The sequence below is a fragment of the Pantoea sp. FN0307 genome, from assembly GCF_050113815.1.
GTDB lineage: Bacteria > Pseudomonadota > Gammaproteobacteria > Enterobacterales > Enterobacteriaceae > Mixta > Mixta alhagi.
Genome location: NZ_JBNJSO010000003.1, coordinates 310,756 through 330,492, shown reverse-complemented (window position 1 = coordinate 330,492; position 19,737 = coordinate 310,756). Strand labels below are relative to the sequence as shown.

General features: G+C 55.3%; 17 protein-coding genes. 8 read left to right on the top strand and 9 right to left on the bottom strand.

Going from position 1 to position 19,737, the window contains the following annotated elements; all coding sequences use genetic code 11:
* Positions 1-20: 20 nt before the first annotated feature.
* Positions 21-860 carry a MurR/RpiR family transcriptional regulator gene (locus ACQE3Z_RS11990; RefSeq protein WP_250651464.1) on the top strand — a complete coding sequence of 280 codons (840 nt, stop codon included), beginning with the start codon at positions 21-23 and terminating at the stop codon, positions 858-860.
* 233 nt (positions 861-1,093) lie between these two features.
* Here the strand turns inward: ACQE3Z_RS11990 and iolB are convergent, their stop codons facing one another.
* Positions 1,094-1,915 carry a 5-deoxy-glucuronate isomerase gene (gene iolB / locus ACQE3Z_RS11985; RefSeq protein WP_426973985.1) on the bottom strand — a complete coding sequence of 274 codons (822 nt, stop codon included), beginning with the start codon at positions 1,913-1,915 and terminating at the stop codon, positions 1,094-1,096.
* A 21-nt stretch (positions 1,916-1,936) separates the two neighbouring features.
* Positions 1,937-3,442 carry a CoA-acylating methylmalonate-semialdehyde dehydrogenase gene (locus ACQE3Z_RS11980; RefSeq protein ID WP_426973984.1) on the bottom strand — a complete coding sequence of 502 codons (1,506 nt, stop codon included), beginning with the start codon at positions 3,440-3,442 and terminating at the stop codon, positions 1,937-1,939.
* A gap of 421 nt (positions 3,443-3,863) precedes the next feature.
* Here ACQE3Z_RS11980 and ACQE3Z_RS11975 point away from each other — a divergent pair, with 421 nt between their 5' ends.
* Entirely contained in the window at positions 3,864-4,679 is an 816-nt protein-coding gene (locus ACQE3Z_RS11975) for a TIM barrel protein (RefSeq protein WP_426973983.1), read from the top strand.
* A 95-nt stretch (positions 4,680-4,774) separates the two neighbouring features.
* Here ACQE3Z_RS11975 and ACQE3Z_RS11970 read toward each other — a convergent pair whose 3' ends face one another.
* A complete protein-coding gene (locus ACQE3Z_RS11970; RefSeq protein ID WP_426973982.1) occupies positions 4,775-5,974 on the bottom strand; it encodes an MFS transporter in 1,200 nt (399 codons plus the stop codon).
* 131 nt (positions 5,975-6,105) lie between these two features.
* Between ACQE3Z_RS11970 and ACQE3Z_RS11965 the strand changes: the two genes are divergently transcribed.
* Positions 6,106-7,155, top strand: coding sequence for an AI-2E family transporter (locus ACQE3Z_RS11965; RefSeq protein WP_426973981.1), 1,050 nt, complete (start codon positions 6,106-6,108; stop codon positions 7,153-7,155).
* Here the strand turns inward: ACQE3Z_RS11965 and ACQE3Z_RS11960 are convergent.
* Entirely contained in the window at positions 7,152-7,835 is a 684-nt protein-coding gene (locus ACQE3Z_RS11960) for a FadR/GntR family transcriptional regulator (protein ID WP_426973980.1), read from the bottom strand. The genes ACQE3Z_RS11965 and ACQE3Z_RS11960 overlap by 4 nt on opposite strands.
* 229 nt (positions 7,836-8,064) lie before the next feature.
* Here ACQE3Z_RS11960 and uxuA point away from each other — a divergent pair, with 229 nt between their 5' ends.
* From uxuA to ACQE3Z_RS11945, 3 genes are all read left to right on the top strand, one after another.
* Positions 8,065-9,249 (top strand): mannonate dehydratase, encoded by a 1,185-nt coding sequence (gene uxuA, locus ACQE3Z_RS11955; RefSeq protein WP_426973979.1) that lies wholly within the window; start codon positions 8,065-8,067, stop codon positions 9,247-9,249.
* A gap of 410 nt (positions 9,250-9,659) precedes the next feature.
* Positions 9,660-11,165, top strand: a complete 1,506-nt coding sequence (gene proP / locus ACQE3Z_RS11950) for a glycine betaine/L-proline transporter ProP (RefSeq protein ID WP_426973978.1) — start codon at positions 9,660-9,662, stop codon at positions 11,163-11,165.
* Between the two features lie 173 nt (positions 11,166-11,338).
* Positions 11,339-12,169, top strand: a complete 831-nt coding sequence (locus tag ACQE3Z_RS11945) for an MBL fold metallo-hydrolase (RefSeq protein WP_426973977.1) — start codon at positions 11,339-11,341, stop codon at positions 12,167-12,169.
* A gap of 32 nt (positions 12,170-12,201) precedes the next feature.
* Here the strand turns inward: ACQE3Z_RS11945 and ACQE3Z_RS11940 are convergent, their stop codons facing one another.
* Positions 12,202-12,675, bottom strand: a complete 474-nt coding sequence (locus ACQE3Z_RS11940; RefSeq protein WP_426973976.1) for an Hsp20 family protein — start codon at positions 12,673-12,675, stop codon at positions 12,202-12,204.
* Between the two features lie 314 nt (positions 12,676-12,989).
* On the opposite strand from ACQE3Z_RS11940, the gene hemB reads away from it, so the two are divergent.
* Both hemB and ACQE3Z_RS11930 read left to right on the top strand, forming a co-directional pair.
* Complete coding sequence (gene hemB / locus ACQE3Z_RS11935) at positions 12,990-13,967, top strand: porphobilinogen synthase (protein WP_426973975.1); 978 nt, start codon at positions 12,990-12,992, stop codon at positions 13,965-13,967.
* A 255-nt stretch (positions 13,968-14,222) separates the two neighbouring features.
* Positions 14,223-15,191: a sensor domain-containing diguanylate cyclase gene (locus tag ACQE3Z_RS11930; protein ID WP_426973974.1), complete on the top strand. Its 969-nt coding sequence runs from the start codon at positions 14,223-14,225 to the stop codon at positions 15,189-15,191.
* A gap of 5 nt (positions 15,192-15,196) precedes the next feature.
* Here the strand turns inward: ACQE3Z_RS11930 and pqqF are convergent, their stop codons facing one another.
* From pqqF to pqqC, 4 genes are read right to left on the bottom strand one after another with little or no spacing between them, the layout of a single operon-like run.
* On the bottom strand, positions 15,197-17,572 hold the full coding sequence (pqqF, locus tag ACQE3Z_RS11925; RefSeq protein WP_426973973.1) for a pyrroloquinoline quinone biosynthesis protein PqqF: 2,376 nt from the start codon (positions 17,570-17,572) through the stop codon (positions 15,197-15,199).
* Positions 17,572-18,735, bottom strand: a complete 1,164-nt coding sequence (gene pqqE / locus ACQE3Z_RS11920; RefSeq protein WP_426973972.1) for a pyrroloquinoline quinone biosynthesis protein PqqE — start codon at positions 18,733-18,735, stop codon at positions 17,572-17,574. The genes pqqF and pqqE overlap by 1 nt, the downstream gene beginning before the upstream one ends.
* On the bottom strand, positions 18,704-18,982 hold the full coding sequence (gene pqqD / locus ACQE3Z_RS11915; RefSeq protein ID WP_426973971.1) for a pyrroloquinoline quinone biosynthesis peptide chaperone PqqD: 279 nt from the start codon (positions 18,980-18,982) through the stop codon (positions 18,704-18,706). Before pqqD ends, pqqE begins: the two co-directional genes overlap by 32 nt.
* Positions 18,982-19,737 carry a pyrroloquinoline-quinone synthase PqqC gene (gene pqqC / locus ACQE3Z_RS11910; RefSeq protein ID WP_426973970.1) on the bottom strand — a complete coding sequence of 252 codons (756 nt, stop codon included), beginning with the start codon at positions 19,735-19,737 and terminating at the stop codon, positions 18,982-18,984. The genes pqqD and pqqC overlap by 1 nt, the downstream gene beginning before the upstream one ends.

Here is a 19,737-nt window from a genome sequence, read left to right as displayed (position 1 = left end):
ATTTTTAGCAGGCCGAAGTAATGACAACTAATCCTACCCAGCTTTCCCTGTTACAGGACGACATTCGTCGTCGTTACGATACGCTCAGCAAGCGCCTGAAACAGGTTGCACGTTATATCCTTGATAACAGCAATAGTATTGCTTTTGACACTGTCGCCTCTATTGCTCAGCAGGCTGACGTACCGCCTTCTACGCTGATTCGCTTTTCGAATGCTTTTGGCTTCAGCGGCTTTAACGAAATGAAGCAGGTTTTTCGCCAGCATTTAATGGAGGAAACGGTTAACTATACCGAGCGTGCGCGTCTGTTTCGGCAAACGGCTACCGACGAGGCTGCTGCCTCGCCTGAAAATCCGGCGGAGATCCTGAATGTGTTCACCATGGTGAACTCTCAGGCTTTACAGCAGTTAGCGATGCAGACCAACCCTGAGCAGCTTAATAAAGCGGTGGAGATGCTTAATAATGCTGAAAATATCTATGTCATTGGCCTGCGCCGCTCTTTTAGCGTGGCGTCTTATCTGACTTACGCCCTGCGCCATCTGGAGCGTCGCGCTTTCCTTATCGATGGTTTAGGCGGCATGTTCACTGAGCAGCTCAGCCTGGTGAATCCCAAAGATGTGGTTATTGCCATCAGCTATTCGCCTTACGCCCGTGAAGGAGTGGAACTGGTGGAGATGGGCGCCCGACGTGGCGCGCAGCAAATTGCCATTACCGATAGCCAGGTAAGCCCGCTGGCTGCCTTCAGCGATGTCTGTTTTGTGGTGCGCGAAGCGCAGGTGGATGGCTTCCGTTCTCAGGTCGCCTCTTTATGTCTGGCACAGACGCTGGCGGTATCGCTGGCGCTGCACAATGCCAAAGAGTAGTTCTGCTGCTCATCCCTTCTGACAGTCATAAAGCAGCCCGTGCGGGGCTGCTTCTGACGATTGCGGCTACCGGTGACCAGGCTGCAGTTTCTGACTACGGAGTGGTGCCCTGATGAGTTCCTGGCTTAAGTCACGAGGCGTTCAGACAGCAGAGTACAGCCGCGCAAGCACCTTACTTTGCCAGAAAAAAAGGCAGCCTTTCCGGCTGCCCTGATACGCTTTACCGTGCAGGTTTATTTCTCTTTAGCAGGATAATCGTCGCTGTTAACCCAAGCGTGATCCTTCTCCCAGGTAAATTTCCACTTCCGTACCGGCCCGGCCATGACGTTCAGATAATAGTTATCGTAACCGGCAAGCGTGGCGACTGGGTGGTAGCCGCGCGGCACCGTAACCACATCGCGGTTATAGGGCGCCATACATTCGTCCAGCGAGCGATCGTCGGTATAAACGCGCTGCATGGCGAAGCCCTGCTCTGGTTGGAAACGATGATAGTAGGTCTCTTCCAGATAGGTTTCATCCGGTGAGTCCTCCCGATCATGCTTGTGGCTGGGATAAGAGCTGGTATCGCCCTCATCGGTATACACCTCTACCACCAGCAGACTATCGGCAGGCTTATCATCTGGCAGGATATTATGCACCAGCCGCTTGTTGCGCCCTTTACCACGATGCTCAACGCCCACATCCTGTGGCGCAATCAGCCGTGCGGGTAAATCGCCCTGCCCCGGCGCGCTGCATACGGCCAGCTCCAGATCGGAATCAGCCATCACCTCAACACGATCGTGATGCGGCACATAAACAGAGTAAGGGGGCGTGCGCTCGAAAGGCGACTGCCGTTTGCCAATATCGGGAAACTCTGCATGTTGCGTTTTCACCGACGCCAGCCCCGCAACCAGCACCAGGCACAGCTCTTTCTCCCCGCTTTCCAGCGTCAGGGTTTGCCCTTTTTTCAGCAGATAGACATCAAAGCCAACAAAGCGCCAGCCAGCGCTTTCTGGCGTAATGTGTTGAATACGCCCGTTGGCATCAGGCTGCTGACGTTTAGCAAGTAACGACATTCGCTTCTCCTTGTAAACCCGTTAGCCCAGCGTTGGCATACTGAATTCAGATACTGTTTGCTGGCCGCTCGGCCAGCGTGCCGTTGCCGTTTTCATCCGCGTATAGAAACGCACGCCGTCCGGGCCATGAACATTCAGCGCACCAAATACCGAACGCTTCCAGCCGCCAAAGCTGTGGAAGGCTATCGGCACCGGCACCGGAACGTTGACACCGACCATACCCGCCTCTACGTTTTGTACAAAATCACGTGCGGTATGCCCATTGCTGGTAAAGATGGCGCTGCCATTGCCAAACTCGTGGCTGTTTACCAGCGCCAGCGCGCTCTGGTAATCAGGCGCGCGCATAATGCCCAGCACCGGTCCGAAAATCTCTTCGCGCCAGATAACCATATCTGTCGTGACGTTGTCGAACAGGGTGCCGCCAACATAGTAGCCTTCTGCATGGCCCGGCACCTGAAAATTTCGGCCGTCCACTACCAGCGCCGCCCCTTCCGCTACGCCTTTATCGATATAGCCCAGTACCTTCTTCTGATGAACGGCAGACACCACCGGCCCCATTTCATTTTCTTCGCTGCCTTTATGCATGCCCGGCCCTACGCGCAGCGCTTTTATCAGCGGCGTAAGGCGCGCAATTAGCTTATCGGCGGTATCGTCGCCCACTGCCACCACGACCGGCAGCGCCATGCAGCGTTCACCCGCCGAGCCGAAAGCGCCGCCCATGATGGCATTAACGGTGGCGTCCAGATCGGCATCCGGCATCACAATGGCATGATTTTTGGCCGCGCCGAATGCCTGCACACGCTTGCCATAAGCGCTGGCGGTTTTATAAATATGTTCCGCTACGCCCGACGAGCCGACAAAACTCACCGCCTGAACGCGGCTATCGGTATACAGCTGTGCGGCATCTTCATTAGAACAGTGTACGACGTTGAACACGCCATCCGGCAGGCCAGCTTCGCTCAACAGCTCAGCCATGCGCACGGCAGCAGAAGGATCAAGCGCCGGCGGCTTCAATACAAAAGTATTGCCGCAGGCCAGCGCGATCGGGAACATCCACATCGGCACCATCGCCGGGAAGTTAAACGGCGTAATGCCCGCCACCACGCCCAACGGCTGCATCAGCGAGTAGCTGTCAACGCCGGTGCCGACGTTCGGCGAATATTCCCCTTTAATCAGGTGCGGAATGCCGCAGGCGAACTCCACCACCTCCATGCCGCGCGTCAGCTCGCCCAGCGCATCCGACCATACTTTGCCGTGCTCGCTAACAATCAGCTCCGCCAGTTCGTCGCGGTGCTTTTCCAGCAAGGTTTTAAAATTAAACATAACGCGCGCGCGGCGCAGCGGGGAGGTATTAGACCACTCCGGGAAAGCGTTATGCGCCACTTCTATCGCCTGTGCGACCTCATCCGCCGTGCTCTGCGTGAGTTCGCGCACCACTTTACCGGTAGCAGGATCGTAAACCGGAATAGTTTCATTGCTGGCGCTATAGGTGATTTTGCCGCCAATAAAGTTTCCAACGATATTCATGTGCATGCCTCTTGATATGGTGGTTCCCGCCGAACGGCCCGTTGCGCTTCGCCATCGGTAAGCGGGGTTTAGCCTGTTTCCGTGCATTGACCCTATTATATTGAAATAAATTTTTCAAATAGTTCAGATTGGAAAATTCATTTTTAGCGGGATGGATCGCATTTTTTTCGTAACATCACAACGCCGTTTCAGCCGCTAAGGGCCACATTAGCGCTATTCTCCGGCGCTTTACCGCACAGCTTAGGGCAGCCCCGCACGCGCTTTCCCCCGGTTCCTGTTGATGGAAAATGAAATTTTTGCGAAGCAGATCCAAAAATTATCATTTCACTATTCCATCAATTTGAAATAAATGTTCTCTTTAGGCCAACCGCCCGGCACGTCATCACGTCGGCTTTTACTTAACGTTTTGCAGGAGCACATCATGGCCATCGATCCCACCCGTTTCTGTATCAACCGCAAAATCGCACCCAATCTCAGTATTGAATCGTTCTTCAAACTGGTTCAGCGGCTTGGCCTGAATAAGGTGGAATTGCGCAATGACATGCCCAGCGGCAAAGTGACCGATAACCTAAGCCATCAGCAGGTGAAAAACCTGGCGCAGCAGTACGACATGGAAATTGTGACCATCAATGCGCTTTATCCCTTTAACCGTATGGATGAAGCGCTGCTGGCGCAGGCGGAAGGGTTATTGAAAGAGGCGCAGGCAATTGGCGCTGGCGCGCTGGTGCTCTGCCCGTTAAACGACGGACAGCCGATCGCCGCAGAAAAAACCATCGCCGCGCTGCAAAAGCTCGCGCCGCTATTTGAGCAGTATGGTGTGAAAGGGCTGGTAGAGCCTCTGGGCTTCCCGCAAAGCTCACTGCGATCTACCGTTCAGGCACAGGCGCTCATCCGCGATGCGCAGGTGCCCTTTAACGTGCTGATCGATACGTTCCACCACCATTTATATGAGCAGGCTGAACAAGAGTTTGCTTCCGGTATTGATATTGATCGCATCGAGCTGGTGCACCTCTCCGGCGTAGAAGATGCGCGTCCAACCGCAGAACTGACCGATGAAGAACGTATTATGCTCAGCAACGGCGACGTGCTGAACAGCGTTGCGCAGGTGCAACGCCTTGAGCAGATGGGCTATCGCGGCATTTACGCCTTTGAACCTTTCTCCTCAGACCTGGCGAACTGGAGCGAGGCGGATATCGAACGTGAAATCCGCCAAAGTATTGAACTGTTGCAGGCTTGATGCCGGTACAGTTCTGAAGAAGTTATCTGTTATTTGTGTCTTTGCTGTTTCTTGCCTCCTCTGGGGGCCTTTTTTATCCCTTCTCTGCAGGCGAATCAGATCTTTTCAGCATTGCGGTTTCGCATGCGCCACGTCAGCAACAGCGCCAGACACACCAGCAGCGCGCTCAGCAGATAAATAACCGGTACCCCTGCATAGCTCATGATAAAACCGGCGACCGGCCCGGTAATACCCAGCGACAGATCCATAAACGCGGTGAAGGTAGCCAGCGCGCTGCCCTGGTTTTGCTGCGGCACCGCCTTCACCGCCGCTACGCCCAGCGCCGGGAACACCAGCGAAAAGCCTGCGCCGGTCAGCAAGGCGCCAAGATTAGCCAGCCACGGAGAAAAAGAGAGCCAGACAATAAACAGTCCCAGCGCCTCCACACCAAAACAGACAATCGCCACCCGCAATCCGCCGTAGCGGTTGATACTGTTGGGAAACAGCAGGCGAGTGCCGACAAACGCCAGGCTGAACAAGGTTAACGAGAAAGCTGCGCCAGGCCAGCCTTTCGCCTGATAAAACAGCGTAATAAAGGTGGCGATAACGCCAAAACCCGCTGAGGCCATCGCCAGCAGCAGGCCGAACGGCCAGATTTTCCCCAGCACCGCGCGAAACGGCAGCGGCTTGCCTTTACTGCCGTTTACCGACGGTCGCGGCAACGCCAGCACTATGGCGATAATAACGATCAGCATGATCACCACCGCCAGCAGCAAAATACCGCCCAGATGGTAAATCAGCGCTCCCAGCGGCGCCCCCAGCGCCATCGCGCCGTAGGTGCAGATACCATTCCAGGATATTACCCGTCCAATATGCAGCGATCCCACTACGCTAACGCCCCATAAGGTAGAGCCAGTGCCGGCAAAGCTTTGCCCAATCCCCAGCGCCAGCCGTCCAATACAGAGTAACGTCAGGCTAATCAATGGCCAGGCAGCGCTCAGGGCTGCCAGCGCATAACAAATACCGCTAAGCAGACAGCCGAACAGGCCAAAAATCACTACTTTTTTCGGACCCCATAAATCGGCATAACGGCCAGCGTGAGGACGGCTGAGCAGCGTAGAAAGATATTGCAGGCTAATCACCAGTCCCGCCCAAAAAGCGCTATAGCCCATAACGTCATGAACGTAGCCGGGTAATACCGCCAGCGGTAGTCCGATGGTGAGATAGCTGGCAAAGTTGAAAACAACTATTGAAAGAATGCGCTGATTCAGACGAAATGCGCTGGGGGAAGCTTCCGTCTCAGGCTGTCCAGACATAATATTTAACTCGTTACGGGTAAGCATCACTGGCTAAATTTTTACTATACGCAGGTTAGTGACAATAATCAGTTCGTTAGCAATTGTTAGCAGCTACAATTATCGTGGTGAAATTATTTACAGGGAACACTATGCTCGTACCGCAGCAGGAAAAAATGGGACAAAATATGTTGCTTAAAATGGCAACGCTGGTGGTTATTCTGGCAGGGATCCGTGCTGCATCAGATATTATCGTTCCTTTTCTACTGGCAATTTTCCTGGCGATTATCCTGAATCCGCTGGTGAACATGCTCATGCGCCGTGGCCTGCGCCGTAGCCTGGCGATTACGCTGGTCATGGTCGTGGTGCTAATGGTGATTTTGATGTTGGTCGCCATGCTGGCCAGCTCGGTCAATGAGTTTTCCCTGGTTTACCCGCAAATACGCACCATTCTTGAACAGAAGCTGACCGTGCTTCAGCATTATGCCGGACGGCTAAGGATCCCCGTTTCGTCGACCGCGCTGGCGGAACAGCTCGATCCCAACGCCATTATGAATGTGGCGACAACGGTGTTACGCCAGTTTTCCGGGGCGATGAGCAATTTTGTCCTGCTGATCATGACCGTTATTTTTATGCTGTTTGAAGTGCGCCATCTGCCCTATAAGCTGCGCAATGCGCTGGCTAATCCGCAGATTCGCATTGCCGGGCTGCATAAAGCGCTGAAAGGCGTAACCCACTATCTGGCGTTAAAAACGCTGATCAGCCTGATTACCGGCATCGCCGTCTGGATATCACTGCTGCTGCTGGATGTGAAATTTGCCTTGTTCTGGGGCGTGGTCGCCTTTGTGCTGAACTTTATTCCCAATATCGGGCCGATTATCGCCGGGGTTCCGCCTTTCATCCAGGCGCTGGTGCTGAACGATTTCTATGATGCACTACTGGTGGCGGCGCTGTTCAGCGCCATTCACATGGTCTTCGGCAATATGCTGGAGCCGCGCGTGATGGGCCGTGGCCTGGGTTTATCGACGCTGGTGGTATTTTTGTCGTTGATTTTTTGGGGCTGGCTGCTTGGTCCGGTAGGAATGCTGCTGTCGGTGCCGCTGACCAGCGTCTGTAAAATTTTGATGGAAACAACGCCCGGCGGCAGCAAGCTGGCTATTTTATTGGGCAATGGACGTCCGCAGGTGAAGCGCAACCGCTAACCCTCAAACAGATGATCATAGACGCGCTGCAAATGCAGCGCCATGCTGTCGCGGGCAAGCTGTGGATTCTGTTGCACAATGGCGGCCGCGATCATTTGATGGTCATGGTTTAACGCCTGAGGGAAATCTCGGTCGGCAAAATGATTTTCCAGCCTGACAAAACGCTGGCTTTTACGCCGGTTCCACAGCTGCTCCATCATCTCCCGCAGCACATCATTCCCGGTCATTTCGCTGATCAACAGGTGAAAGCGCTTATCCTCACGCAAAAATTCATCATCATTAACTCTGTATTGCGCCAGCTGATGCGCAACCTCAAGCAGCTCCCGTCGCTGCTCTGCCGTACCGTGACGCGCCGCCAGTTCAGCGGTCATCGCCTCGAACGCCTGACGCGCTTTAATCAGATCGCGTAGGCTAAAGGTATCTTCGGGTTCTGCTGGTTTTACCGGCAGCGGATTAACCACCAGCACGCCGTTACCGCTACGGATCTCTACCCAGCCGGTGACTTCCAGCGCAATAAGCGCTTCACGCACTGAAGAACGACTGACGTTAAGCTGTCTGGCCAGCTCACGCTCCGGCGGCAACAACGTGCCAGGGGCAAACTCGCCGCGTGCGATCGCCGTGCTTATCAGGCTGGATATTTGCCGATAAAGCCGCTCGGTTTTGATGGCGGGTAATGTCATAAAATGCCCTCTTCCGGTTAACGTAGCTTAAACGCACTCATAAGGCGTTATTGTTGCCGCGCCCACTATTTTATCGGGCGCTGCGCCTGATAATGGGACACCTATCACTCTTTCAGGCAAAAAACTCTCCTATTCTGGCCCAGCGGCCTGACCAATGGCCTCTTACCTCTACCGGCAGGCCCGCTGCTTTGGGCCGTCGAACCATGAAAAATCGCATACAGGAGAGCTTATGGAACACACCTGGCGCTGGTATGGCCCTAACGACCCCGTTACGCTGGATGATGCGCGCCAGGCGGGCGCTACCGGCATCGTTACCGCTCTGCATCATATTCCGAACGGTGAAATATGGACCATTGATGAAATCAAAGCGCGACAGGCGCAGCTGGCGGAAAAGGGGCTTTACTGGTCAGTGGTGGAAAGCGTTCCGGTCCATGAGGCGATTAAAACCCAGCGCGGCGACTGGCAACGTTATATTGCCAACTATCAGCAGTCGCTGCGCAATCTGGCCGCCTGTGGCATCGATACCGTTTGCTATAACTTTATGCCGGTGCTTGACTGGACGCGTACCGATCTGGGCTGGCAGTTACCTAACGGCGCGCGCGCCCTGCGCTTTGACGCCATCGCTTTTGCCGCTTTTGAACTGCATATTCTCCGGCGTCCCGGCGCACAGGAAACCTACAGCGAAGAAGAGCAGCGTCAGGCAGCCGATTACTATGCCGCCATGACGCCGGAAGCGATCGCCACGCTGACGCGCAACATTATCGCTGGTCTGCCTGGTGCAGAAGAAGGCTATACGCTGGAACAGTTTCAGGCGCAGCTGTCGCAATATGATGGCATCGATAAAGCGCGCCTGCGTGAACATATGGCAACGTTCCTGCGCGCTATCGTACCGGTGGCGGAGGAGTCAGGAATGATGCTGGCGGTACACCCGGACGATCCGCCGCGCCCTATCCTTGGCCTGCCGCGCATTATCTCTACCCAGGAAGATATGCAATGGTTAACCGAGACGGTGAACAGCCTGCATAACGGTTTCACCTTTTGCACCGGCTCTTACGGCGTGCGCGCCGATAACAATCTGGTACAGATGGCGAAAACCTATGCTGACCGCATCCATTTCATTCACCTGCGCGCCACACAGCGCGAAGAAAACCCCAACAGTTTTCATGAGGCGGAACATCTGGCGGGCGATGTGGATATGGTCGGCGTCATCAAGGTGATTCTGGAAGAGGAGCAGCGCCGACGTCGTGCCGGCAAAGAGCGCGCTATTCCTATGCGCCCCGATCATGGTCATCAGATGCTGGACGACCTGCATAAAAAAACCAACCCCGGCTATTCCGCTATTGGTCGCCTCAAAGGGCTGGCTGAGCTGCGTGGCGTTGAGCTGGCGCTAAAGCAGTGCTTTTTTACCGATTAATCACGCTTACGTTTCTTCAGGACTCAACTTCCCTGCCAAAGCGCCGACGTCAGGCGCTTTATTAACTCACGCCATTTTTTAATCCTGCTGACAGCGGAAAAAACGCCCCTTTCCTGCCATGATTTAAGCAGGCCGCTGCTCCAGCAGAGTGTGCTGCCCTGACGGTAAACGGTTATTTTCTATACGCATTTAGACGCTACTTTTAGCACAGATGTAACATTTTTTGCGTTCTGGCGATATACTGTGAAATCGCAGGGTAATAGTTTCTTAAAGTTATTATCGCAGGCGATGATAAATTGAGCCGGATCTCCCGGCAGGAAAAATTTCCTCAACGCCGCGATCTGACATTTCTCACTTCGGTTTGCATCGTTGAGGAAATTAAATTAATCAGCAAACACAGGGCGAATGATATGAAACTACGTAGGAAGCGTGTAAAACCTATTGCGCTTGATGACGTTACCATCATTGATGACTCACGTTTACGCAAGGCAATTACCGCCGCATCGTTAGGCAATGCGATGGAGTGGTTCGATTTTGGGGTATATGGTTTTGTCGCCTATGCCCTGGGTAAAGTTTTTTTCCCTGGCGCCGATCCCGGCGTTCAGATGATCGCCGCACTGGCGACCTTTTCCGTTCCTTTCCTGATCCGTCCGTTGGGCGGGCTGTTCTTCGGCAGGCTTGGCGATAAGTATGGACGCCAGAAAATCCTGTCGATCACTATTATTATCATGTCGCTCAGTACTTTCTGTATCGGTTTAATCCCCTCTTACGCCTCGATTGGTATTTGGGCACCAATACTGCTGCTGCTGGCGAAAATGGCTCAGGGCTTCTCCGTTGGAGGGGAATATACCGGCGCGTCGATCTTCGTGGCGGAATACTCGCCTGACCGCAAACGCGGCTTTATGGGAAGCTGGCTCGATTTCGGCTCCATCGCCGGCTTTGTGCTGGGCGCGGGCCTGGTGGTCTTGATCTCAACCATTGTTGGCGAAGAAAACTTCCTGTCGTGGGGCTGGCGTCTGCCGTTCTTCCTGGCGCTGCCGCTGGGCATCATCGGTCTGTATCTGCGTCATGCGCTGGAAGAAACGCCTGCGTTCCAACAGCATGTGGAAAAACTGGAACAGGGCGATCGTGAAGGCTTGCGCGAAGGGCCAAAAGTCTCTTTCCGCGAAATTGCCACTAAGCACTGGAAAAGTCTGCTGGCCTGCGTTGGCCTGGTAATTGCCACCAACGTGACTTATTACATGCTGCTGACCTATATGCCGAGCTATCTCTCGCATAACCTGCACTACCCGGAAGACCATGGCGTATTGATCATTATCGCTATTATGATAGGCATGCTGTTTATCCAGCCGATCATCGGCCTGCTGAGCGACCGTTTTGGCCGTCGTCCGTTTGTGATTATCGGCAGTACCGCGTTGCTGCTGCTGGCAATTCCCGCCTTTATGCTGATTAACAGTAATGTGCTGGGGCTGATTTTTGCCGGTCTGCTGATGCTGGCGATTGTGCTTAACTGCTTTACAGGCGTAATGGCCTCATCGCTGCCAGCGATGTTCCCGACACATATTCGCTACAGCGCGCTGGCCAGCGCCTTTAATATTTCGGTATTAATTGCCGGTCTGACGCCAACTGTGGCGGCCTGGTTGGTAGAGGCGTCTAACGATCTCTATATGCCGGCTTACTATCTGATGGTGATCGCGGTTATCGGTTTAATTACCGGTATTATGATGAAAGAGACCGCCAACAAACCGCTGAAGGGCGCAACCCCGGCGGCCTCGGATATTAACGAGGCGCGTGAAATCCTGCAGGAACATCACGATAATATCGAGCATAAAATCGACGATATTACCGAAGAGATCGCTAAGCTGGAGGAGAAACGTAAGAATCTGATCCAGCAGCATCCGCGCATTAACGAGTAACAAAAAGGCCCCTCGCAGAGGGGCTTTTTTTTAGGCCGCCCACTTTAGTTTTGCAGCAACGATCCCATTCACGTAGCGCCATTTCACTCTTCTGCCGCCGCTGCGCAGGTTGCCGTCTGGCTTGCTGGCCCATTAGCGCCCACACTTAGACTTTACGTGTAAGGAGGAAGACTATGCGGATACACCACCTGAGCTGTGGTTCGATGTGTCCTTTTGGCGGCGCGTTGTATGATGGCTTCAGTAAAGGATTGCATGCCCACCTGGTCTGTCACTGCCTGCTGATTGAGACCGAGCGCGACGGGCTGGTGCTGGTTGATACCGGTTTTGGCGAGCAGGATCTCTGTCACGATTCACGTATCGCCCTTTTCTTTCGGCAGTTGAATAATATTCAGCGTCGCCCCGAACTTAGCGCGTTGGCGCAGATTCAACGTTTGGGCTTTCAGGCGCAGGATGTCCGCCATATTGTACTGACGCATCTCGATTTCGATCACGCCGGTGGGCTAACCGACTTTCCCCATGCGCGTGTTCACCTGCTGCAACAGGAGCTGGAAACCAGTCATCACCGCAACAACTGGCTACAGCGACGACGCTACCGCCCGGCTCAATGGCCCGGCAACGTCCAGTGGCAAACCTACCAGCCGCAGGGCGAAAGCTGGCAGGGATTTACCGCAGTGAAAGCGTTAAATGGCCTTCCCCCTGAAATTCTGTTCATTCCGCTGCCGGGCCATACGCCAGGGCATGCGGGCGTTGCCATTCAGCAGGATGATGGCTGGCTGCTGCACGGCGGCGATGCCTGGTTTTATCGCGGAGAAATGTATCAGCAACAGCGCCATTGCACGCCGGGGTTACGTTTTTATCAGTGGATGATAGCGACTGATAATGCGGCGCGGCGGGAAAATCAGCAGCGGCTACGGACGCTGTCGCTGAGCCGCGAGGAAAACATCACTCTGTTTTGCAGCCACGATGCAAAAGAGCTGGCCAGAATGCAGGCGCGCAGCCGATAAAAAAACCCCGGCGACAGGGCCGGGGACGACTATCAGGCGTTGTGTTCAATAACCCGCTGCTGGCTTTCAATCGCAATTTTGCGCGGTTTCTCGCTTTCAGGGATCTCCTGATACAGCGAAATTTCCAGCAGGCCATGCTCCAGACGCGCACGCTCCACTTTGACATGCTGCGGCAGAGCAAAGCTGACGCTAAAGTTATGTCGGCTGATGCCGCGATGCAGCCAGGCGCTTTTTTCATCCTGCTGGTGTTGTTCTTCAAGGCGTTTACCGCTAACGGTCAGCTGGCCGCCTGTGGCGCTGATGTCCAGCTCTTCCTCTTTCCAGCCCGGAACGCTGAGCATTATGGAATAGTGGCTTTCATCAAGACGTTTAATATCACAGGCTGGCGTGGTGGCCAGCGGCGCATCCCCGGTTAACTGACTAAACAGCCGATCGATACGGTTAAAACGATCGGAAAACAGCGTGTCGGTAACGTCGGGGAACAGAGAAAGTGATTTGAATGCCATGAATAACCTCCTGAAAATCTCTCATTGAGCCGTCAAAAGCTTAAACATGTCAGGGAGAGCGCCTCCCTGAGCACTATGTATGTGCTGGCAACCTTTTTTCAAGCGGCGCTTAAAATAATGATTTTTTATATTAAAAATAACTGCTCAGATCCGGCAGGAATATTAAACGGCGGAATGTTGCCTGGCTGTTAAATATAATTATTAAGTCACGGTTACGGTTAATTTTTTGCCTGAAATGTCGCACGGGAAGTTTCCCCCGATAATCTAAAAGCGCGTACACTATGATGACTTTTTCACCTGTACAGCAAATAACTATGTCTGATATTTCTCTGATTAATCGTCCCAGAAGATTACGTAAAAGCGCCGCGCTGCGCGATATGTTCCAGGAAACCACGCTGAGCCGCAACGATCTGGCCCTGCCGATCTTTGTTGAAGAAGGCGTGGATGATTACAAAGCGATTGAAGCGATGCCGGGCGTTATGCGCATTCCGGAAAAACGCCTGGCTTATGAAATTGAACGCATTGCTAAAGCAGGTATTCGTTCAGTAATGACCTTCGGTATTTCCCATCATACCGACGCCACCGGCAGCGATGCCTGGCAGGAAAATGGCCTGGTGGCGCGTATGTCGCGCATCTGCAAAGATACGGTGCCGGAAATGATCGTTATGTCCGATACCTGCTTCTGCGAATATACCTCACACGGCCACTGCGGCGTATTGTGCGATCACGGTGTTGATAATGACGCAACGCTGATTAACCTTGGCAAGCAGGCAGTGGTCGCCGCGCAGGCGGGCGCTGATTTTATTGCGCCCTCTGCGGCAATGGATGGTCAGGTTGCAGCGATTCGTCGGGCGCTGGATGAAGCTGGCTTTACCGATACCGCGATTATGTCCTACTCCACTAAATTTGCGTCATCCTTCTACGGCCCGTTCCGTGAAGCCGCAGGCACGGCGCTGAAAGGCGATCGTAAAACCTATCAGATGAACCCCATGAACCGTCGTGAAGCGATCCGTGAGTCATTGATTGATGCGGCGGAAGGGGCTGATTCGCTGATGGTTAAACCGGCGGGCGCTTACCTGGATATCCTGCGCGATATTCGTGAACGCACTGAATTGCCGCTGGCGGCTTATCAGGTAAGCGGTGAGTATGCGATGATCAGGTTTGCCGCTCAGGCAGGCGCGATCAATGAAGACGCGGTGATTCTGGAAAGCCTGGGAGCGATTAAACGCGCCGGCGCGGATCTCATCTTCAGCTATTTTGCTCTCGATCTGGCAGAACGTAATCTGCTGTAAGGTCTCTTACAGGCAGCCGACCGGCTGCCTGTATCACACTCATTTATAGGTTTTTTCCTTCTCAGGTTTACCTCCTTCCGCAGGCCAGCTAAGGTAAATATTTCACTCAGATTGCTACTGCTTGCCAGGCGGCGCGCTGACGTTGATTTATCCCTGAATCATATCAGCGTGAATTCACCCTGAAGTTGTGCCTTTTCTGACCGATACTGTCACCAGAAGTACATAAATCAAAAAATATAAAGTTTGAAGGCTTTTATGAAAACACCAGGAATCCCTGCAAATGAGCCTCAGCGTCTGAGCGAGCTTCATGCGCTGAAAATATTAAACACGCCCGCCGAGGAGCGTTTCGATCGTCTGACGCGCCTGGCGAAACGGCTGTTTAACGTTTCAGTATCGGTTGTCAGCCTGCTGGATGCCGAGCATCAATGGTTTAAATCAGGAGACGGCATCAGCGTTACCCAAACCGCACGCGATATCTCTTTTTGTGGCCATGCCATTCTGCAGGATGATGTGATGGTGGTGGAGAATGCCTGCAACGATCCGCGTTTCTATGATAATCCGCTGGTGATCGGCGAGCCGCATATCCGTTTCTATGCGGGATGCCCGCTGCGCGCGCCTAACGGGGCCAAAGTGGGCACGCTATGCATTCTGGATAACCAGGCGCGCACTTTTAATGGTGAAGACGTCTGCGCGCTGCGCGACCTGGCCTCTATGGCTGAAGCAGAGCTGCTGAATTTCCAGGCAGCCACTTCTGACGAACTCACGCAGATATCCAACCGACGCGGCTTTATGACCCTGGGACAGATGCTGCTGAAAGAGTGCGCGCTGCGCCACTACTCTGCCTGCCTGGCGTTTTTCGACCTCGATCAGTTTAAACAAATCAACGATACCTTTGGGCATCGGGAAGGCGACCGGGCCTTGATGGATTTTGCTGACGCGCTGAAAACCAGCTTTCGTCAGTCGGCGTTATTTGCCCGTCTCGGCGGCGATGAGTTTGTGGTGCTGTTTATCGATACGAATCAACAGCAGGCGAACGCGCGGCTGGAAGATTTTCGTGCCGAGCTGCAACGTTATATGGAGCCGCTTGATCGCCGCTACCGCCTGGATTTTTCCGTAGGAATGGTGGAGTTTGATCCCACCCAGCCGCAACCGCTTACGGGATTGCTGAGTCAAAGCGACGATATTATGTATCAACATAAAAAAGCGCGTCGCCAGCGCCACTAAGCTGCTTATTCAGTCTCTGCCGCACACTGCCACCACCAGACGCGATCGCACAGCTTTTGATGCCAGGCAATCAGCCCGGGCGCATCCAGACGCTCAAGCAGCTGGCGCGCCGCCGGAGAAGTCAGATCGGGAAAAGCCAGCGCCTGACGCGCCTGCTCCAGCGTATCACCCTCTGGCTGGAGCCGCTGCCACAGTCGTTCACGCTTTTCCGCCAGCTCATCAGCGGAAAGACAGGCAAGCTCATTTTCCATTACCCGTAAAAAACGCTGAATATGCGTTAACAACGCGGCGGCATTATGCTGCGGCGACTGCAGCGCAAACAGTATTCCTGTGCGATCGGCCGCATGATGAAAACTGCAGCTCACCACGTAGCCGACCTGCTGTTCTACGCGCAGACGCTGAAAGAAGGCTGGCTGATAAATCAGCGCCAGCATCCGCCACGCCAGCTGTGCCTCAAGACCAGGCTGCGTCAGCGGGCAAAACAGCAGCAGGGCCGTATCGCCCTGCGTCAGGCGCAGAGCGTGCTGCTGCCCCGGCTGCGGCTCGCATGGCAGCCAGTCGGTTACACGTTGTACGCGCCCCGGCATGCGGCTCAATAGTCGGGAGAGCCTTTGGGTCAGCGCCTGGCCGCCGCCAACCAGCGCCGCCTGCCAGACAATTTCATTGAGTTTCGCACAGAGCGACTGCTGCGCCAGCAGCCAGCGCGGCAGTTGGCTAAGCAGCTGACGTACCGGGATCTCACCCTGCTCTTGCTGCTGCTCTCGCTGCCAGGCGCGCGCGCCTGCATCCAGCGAGGTAAAGGTGTGCAGCCGCGAAACGATCGCCGCCAGCGCTGCCACCATCAATGCCGGTTCACCGCTCAGCTGAAGCTGCCAGATGCCCTGCCGCCGTTCAACGCTTAATCTGCCGCCCTGATGCGCCAGGCTGGCTGATAACGCACGCAGCGCCGCCTGTAAGGCGTAGCCCAACGCGTCGGTAATGGGTTTCTCCGGCACCGGACGCAGCGTTAATACCGCAGGCGCAGAGGCAGGTAAATAGAGTAAGGGAACCGCTCTGTGAGGTAGGGTTTGCGGCGCCAGCAGCGGCGGAAAAGGCCAGAAACGCAGCGGCAAAGCGGTAGTGGCGGGAGTATGCTGCAAAGGCGCGTGGATAAACTCAAATCCGGCCGATGAGGTCATCTCGCCCTGTACGGTCTCATCCAGCCACAGTCGGCTGACTTCGGCGTTCTGTAACTGCTCCAGCCAATGTTGCCACTTATCTGGCGTAACTGACGCGGGCGGCGCGAAGCCGAACGCCCGATCGCGTAGGCGATCGAGCGCGCTTTTATCGGCATGCTGGCGCTGCGCCAGCTGCAAATAATGGTTTAACTGGGAGGCGGTAAAGTCAGCAAGCTGAGCAAGCCACTGCCGCAGCGCAGCCTCCAGCGTTGCAGTGAGCGTGGGGCGCACATGGGCCGGTACAAAACAGACGGCAATCAGCGCCGCCCCTCCGCCGCGCCAGACCTCCTGCAAACTCACGCCATCACAAATATCAGCGGCTCGCAGCTGCGCCAGCAGGCCGCCTTCCGCCTCATCCAGTAGCAGCTGCTGCAACAGTGCGCACCAGCCCGCATCGCTCTCCTGCCAATGGTTAAGAGCCAAGGTTAGCGTGAATTGCGACGCGCCTGTGATGCGCACCGCACCATCCGCACGCGCCTGTAAATGGGCAGGCGATACAGCCGGGGCGTCAATGGATACGGGCAGGCTTGCCCCGCAGCACCGGGCAATAGCTTCCAGCTCAGCCAGCGGCTGCGGGCCGGAAAGCCAAAGCGTCATCGCCCCCGCATGATAGCGCTGCTGATGAAACTCTTGCAGCGCCTGGCGTAATCGGCTGTGATCTTCGCCAAAGCTGGCGCGGTTGCCGACGTGGAAACGCTGCATCGCGGGCGGGCCCTGAAAAAAGTACCGCTGTGCCACGCCGGTTAGCGTTTGGGCATCCTGACACAGCAGACGATATTCGGCGTCAATCACCGCCGTTTCCTGCGCAATCGCCTCTGATGAAAGCTGCGGGCACGCCAGCATATCCACCAGCCGCATCAGCCCCGCTTCCAGCCCGCTGGCGGGCAGGCTAAAGAAATAGGCGGTGCGATCGGCGCGAGTGGTAGCATTAAGGCGGCCTCCCTGCGCGGGTACCCAGCTCATGAGCCGCTGCTCACCGCTATAGCTTGCGCTGCCGGTAAACAGCAGATGCTCCAGCAGATGCGCCAGGCCCGGCCACTGCTCTGGCTCATGATCGCTGCCGCTGGCGACCTGTAGCAGCGCTGCCGCTTCTGACGCCTGCGCGTCGTGCAGCAGCCGCACCGTCAGACCATTATCGAGCCGTAACGAGGCCGCCTGCGACATTATGCGTTCGCCTTAAAGATCAGCTGAGAATTAACCCGATTGCGGAACTGCAGCTGGCTGATTTGCATCTGGGTGCAGTTGGCCGCCTCGCGCGCCGCAATGATTTTGCCGTGATGCGGCGATTTCGCACAGACCGGATCGGCATTATCGGCATTGCCGGTCAGCATAAAGGCCTGACAGCGGCAGCCGCCGAAATCCTTCTCTTTTTCGTCACAGGAGCGGCAAGGCTCCGGCATCCAGTCAAAGCCGCGATAGCGATTAAAGCCGAAAGAGTCATACCAGATATGCTGCAGGTCATGCTCCAGCACTGACGGAAACGTGACCGGCAGCTGACGCGCGCTGTGACACGGCAGCGCGGTGCCTTCCGGCGTCACGCTGAGGAAAATCGCGCCCCAGCCGCCCATACAGCCTTTGGGACGTTCTTCATAATAATCTGGCGTAACAAACAGCAAATTGGTCAGGCTGCCGCTTTCCGCCATGCGCTCGCGGTACTGCTTCACCACCTGCTCGGCACGTTCAATCTGTTCGCGCGTTGGCAGCAGGCCTTCTCGATTGAGCTGCGCCCAACCGTAAAACTGACAGGTCGCCAGTTCGACGTCATCCGCCTCCAGTTCGATGCACAGCTCGATAATGCGATCGATCTGGTCGATATTATGGCGATGCAGCACGAAGTTCAGCACCATCGGATAACCGTGCGCTTTGACCGCCCGCGCCATTTCCAGCTTCTGCCGGAAGGCTTTTTCCGAACCGGCCAGCGCGGCGTTCAGGGTTTCATCGCTGGCCTGGAAGCTGATTTGAATATGATCCAGCCCGGCCTCAGCAAAGCTATCAATCTTTTTCTCGGTCAGCCCGATGCCGGAGGTGATCAGGTTGGTGTAAAAACCGAGATTGCGTGCGGCAGCAATCAGCTCCGGCAGATCTTTACGCACCAGCGGCTCGCCGCCGGAAAAGCCGATCTGCACGCTGCCCATCGCCCGTGCCTGTCGAAATACTTCAATCCACTGCTCAGTAGTCAGCTCTTTATCTTGTTGAGCAAAGTCGAGCGGGTTGGAGCAGTAAGGGCACTGCAGCGGGCAGCGGTAGGTTAACTCCGCCAGCAGCCACAGCGGCGGATTCACCGCCGGTTTCCGTTCAGTCACGGAAGATGATCCACTTCTGTTCATAGGCCTGACCAAAAAATTCAGTAACGTCGTTGCCCAGATCGGGCACGCCGGGGAAGCGCGCGCTCAGCTCGGCGACGATATCGCCCAGCGTCCGCTTGCCGTCCACCAGCAGTAAAATTTCAGCAGCGCTGCCGTTGAGTCGCGCCATTCCTTCCGGATAGAGCATAACATGACAGTTCTGCGTCTCTTCCCACTGCAGGCGAAAGCCACGGCGGAACTGCGGCGTCTGTAAAGCGTTGATTTCCATTACACCAGTCTCGTTTTATGCCAGGCGAGATCCGCCGTTACCGTATGGTAAGGCGGTCGTTTTATTTCATACGCCATCGTCATCGCGTCCAGCATGCTCCACAGGATATCCAGCTTGAACTGCAGGATTTCCAGCATGCGCTGCTGTTTCTCTACCGTGTCGCAATACTCCAGCGCCAGTTGCAGGCCATGCTCCACGTCGCGGTTCGCCTGGCTCAAACGGCTGCGGAAATAGTCGTAGCCTTCCGCTTCGATCCACGGATAGTGCTGCGGCCAGCTGTCGAGCCGCGCCTGATGGATCTGCGGCGCAAACAGCTCGGTCAAAGAGCTGCAGGCTGCTTCCTGCCAGTTAGCGCGTCGGGCAAAGTTGACATAGGCATCTACGGCGAAGCGTACGCCGGGCAACACCAGCGCTTCCGACTGCACCACCTCGCGTTTCAGGCCTACCGCCTCGCCCAGTCGCAGCCAGGCCTCAATGCCGCCTTCGCTGTCGCCGTTGCCGTCGTGATCGAGAATGCGCTGCACCCACTTGCGACGCACCTCCGGATGCGGACAGTTAGCCATAATGGCGGCATCCTTCAGCGGAATATTGGTCTGATAGTAGTAGCGGTTCGCTACCCAGCCCTGAATCTGTTCGCGCGTGGCTGTGCCGTTATGCATCGCGATATGGTAGGGATGATGAATATGGTAATAAGCGCCTTTGGCGCGCAGCGCCTGTTCAAAAGCCTGCGGCGAAAGCGGCTGTGCCTGCGTCAT